This window comes from Cobetia sp. (assembly GCF_983723665.1).
Genome location: NZ_CFDJES010000103.1, coordinates 1 through 2,621, shown reverse-complemented (window position 1 = coordinate 2,621; position 2,621 = coordinate 1). Strand labels below are relative to the sequence as shown.

The 2,621-nt window shown below is 62.0% G+C and carries 2 protein-coding genes; one reads left to right on the top strand and one right to left on the bottom strand.

All coding sequences use genetic code 11. From position 1 onward, the window contains the following. Positions 1 to 119: 119 nt before the first annotated feature. Positions 120 to 677, bottom strand: coding sequence for a hypothetical protein (locus tag AC4FAH_RS10670; protein WP_216060601.1), 558 nt, complete (start codon positions 675 to 677; stop codon positions 120 to 122). Between the two features lie 268 nt (positions 678 to 945). Here AC4FAH_RS10670 and AC4FAH_RS10665 point away from each other — a divergent pair. After that, positions 946 to 2,621: BCCT family transporter (locus AC4FAH_RS10665; RefSeq protein ID WP_490246010.1), on the top strand; the 1,676-nt coding region annotated here is incomplete at its 3' end.

The window sequence follows — 2,621 nt, the reverse complement described above, 5'->3', positions numbered from 1 at the left end:
CAAATCCCGCAAGCAGTCAAATCAGACAGCAGAAAGCCGACAATGGACACAAGAAAGCCCCGCCAGGCCGCGATCATCGCGAGCTGGCGGGGCTTTTTCATGCTCATGATTCAAGCTGACTATTGCACGCTGTAACCGCGACCGGTGAAGCAGGCACTCAGCGCGCGGCGATAGGTGTCTGCGTTGCTGGCGGTCACGGGCGGTGCCGCAGAATTGGCTTCGGCGCCACTCTGCTGATTGGCCCAGCGATGGCACTCATAGCGATCACGCGCTTGCTGGTCTTCGCTCTGGCCCTTGGTGGGGTAGGCGATGACATCGACTGCCGCGGCCGTGAGTGTCGCCTGAGCGGGGGCCTGGACGGGCAGATACTGCTGCTGACTCTCTTCCCACAGGTAATAGGTGCCTGCCGCCAGGAAATACAGCGTAGCGCCCACCCAGACACCGCGCGCCCCTGCGGGCAGGCCATGACCGTGCCCGGGGCCACCCGGTGCCCAGCGAATCAGCCGACCGGGCTCACCATGCCCGATCACGATATCGGGGCCTATGTAGCCCGGCCCATCGAAGCGCCCATGCCCCGGGCCCGCCATGGCGGACGTGGTCGGCAGGGCACTCAACAGGGCGAGAGACAGCGCGAGCGCGCGCAGGGGGCCCTTGCCGGAATGACGATTGCGACTCATGCGTTTACTCCTGTGTGACCAGCATGGCATTTGAGTGTGCCGATGACGTTGGGTGCCCAGCGTGCAAGCATCAAGAAAACAAATGGCATCCTGCGCCATGTGTGCGCCGAGAAGTTGGACGGTAGTTGGACAAGACATTGGTCATGTAGGCATTAGGTGATATTATCCGCGCGCAATCTGATCATGTTTTTTCATTATAGTGTTGTTTGCCAGCAGGGCGCCGAGACAGCTCACGGCGTCTCTCCCGGACACTCACAAGGAAATCTCCATGCGCAATACCCCTGCAGCGGGCGGTGGCGAAGATGCCAGTGCCGAGCCGCGCACCGGCTTGTTTGCCAAGGTCAACCCGCCGGTCTTCTTCGGCGCGAATGCCATCATCCTGTTATTGGTGATCTTCACCGCGGTGTTCTCGGACACGGCCATGTCCGTGTTCGAGTCGGTCCAGCATTGGATCACCAACACCGTGAGCTGGTTCTACATTCTGTGCGTGGCCATCGTGCTGATCTCGGTGGTGTATGTCGGCTTCTCACGCCATGGCGAGATTCGCCTGGGGCCAGACCACTCACTGCCGGACTACAGCAACGTCACCTGGTTCGCGATGCTGTTCTCGGCGGGCATGGGTATCGGTCTGATGTTCTTCGGCGTGGCCGAGCCGGTGATGCACTTCCTCAACCCGCCGACGGGTACCCCGGAGCAGGTCGAGACCGCGCGTGAAGCGATGAAGCTGACCTTCTTCCACTGGGGGCTGCATGCCTGGTCGATCTACGCCATCGTCGCGTTGATTCTGGCCTACTTCAGCTATCGCCATGACCTGCCGCTGACGCTGCGCAGTGCCTTGTATCCTCTGATCGGCAAGCGCATCTACGGCCCGATCGGCCATGCGGTGGACATCTTCGCCATCGTCGGCACCGTCTGTGGTGTCGCCACCACGCTGGGCTACGGTGTGGCACAGGTCAATGCCGGGCTCTCGCACCTGACCGGCATGCCGAACAACGACTGGACCCAGGTCGCGATCATCGTCGTGATTACCGGCCTTGCCACCATCTCGGTCGTGACTGGCCTGGACAAGGGCATCCGTATCCTGTCCGAGATCAACCTCGGCCTTGCCGTGGTGCTGTTGCTGTTCGTGCTGCTGCTCGGCCCGACCGCCTTCCTGCTCAAGGCGTTCGTCCAGAATTCCGGCTTCTACATGGCCGATATCGTCGGCAAGACCTTCGAGCTCTACGCCTACGAACCCAATGACTGGATCGGTGGCTGGACACTGCTCTACTGGGGTTGGTGGATGTCCTGGTCTCCATTCGTCGGCATGTTCATCGCGCGTGTCTCGCGTGGCCGTACCATCCGGGAATTCGTGATCGGCGTGCTGTTCGTGCCGGCCGGTTTCACCCTGCTGTGGATGACCATCTTCGGCAACACCGCCATCTCGATGATTCTGGAGCAGAACGTCACGGCGCTGGTCGACACCGTCAACGACAACTATTCGCTGGCCCTGTTTACCTTCCTCGAGCAGCTGCCGCTGTCATCCATCACCTCGGTGATCGCGCTGGTGATGGTCATCGTGTTCTTCGTCACCTCGGCGGATTCCGGCTCGATGGTGGTCGACATGCTGGCCTCCGGTGGTCGTGACGACACCCCGATTTGGCAGCGTATCTACTGGGCCTTCGCGGTGGGGCTTTTGGCCATCGTGCTGATGCTGGCCGGTGGGCTGGGGGCGCTGCAGACCGCCACCATCGCCACCGCCTTGCCGTTCGGCATGATCCTGCTGGCCGCGATCTTCGGCCTGCTGCGTCAGCTCAATCTCGAGTCCGTCAAGCGCCGCTCGCTGTCGGTGAACACCGCAGCCGCGACGCCGATGGGCGAGAAGGGCAACTGGCGCAAGCGTGCCCAGCACCTGATGAGCTTCCCGACGCGCGCCATGGTACGTGGCTTCCTGCGCGGCACAGT

What these genes read in the sequence shown, in the direction of transcription:
- AC4FAH_RS10670 (WP_216060601.1), bottom strand. Translation starts at nt 677, where the DNA reads ATGAGTCGCAATCGTCATTCCGGCAAGGGCCCCCTGCGCGCGCTCGCG.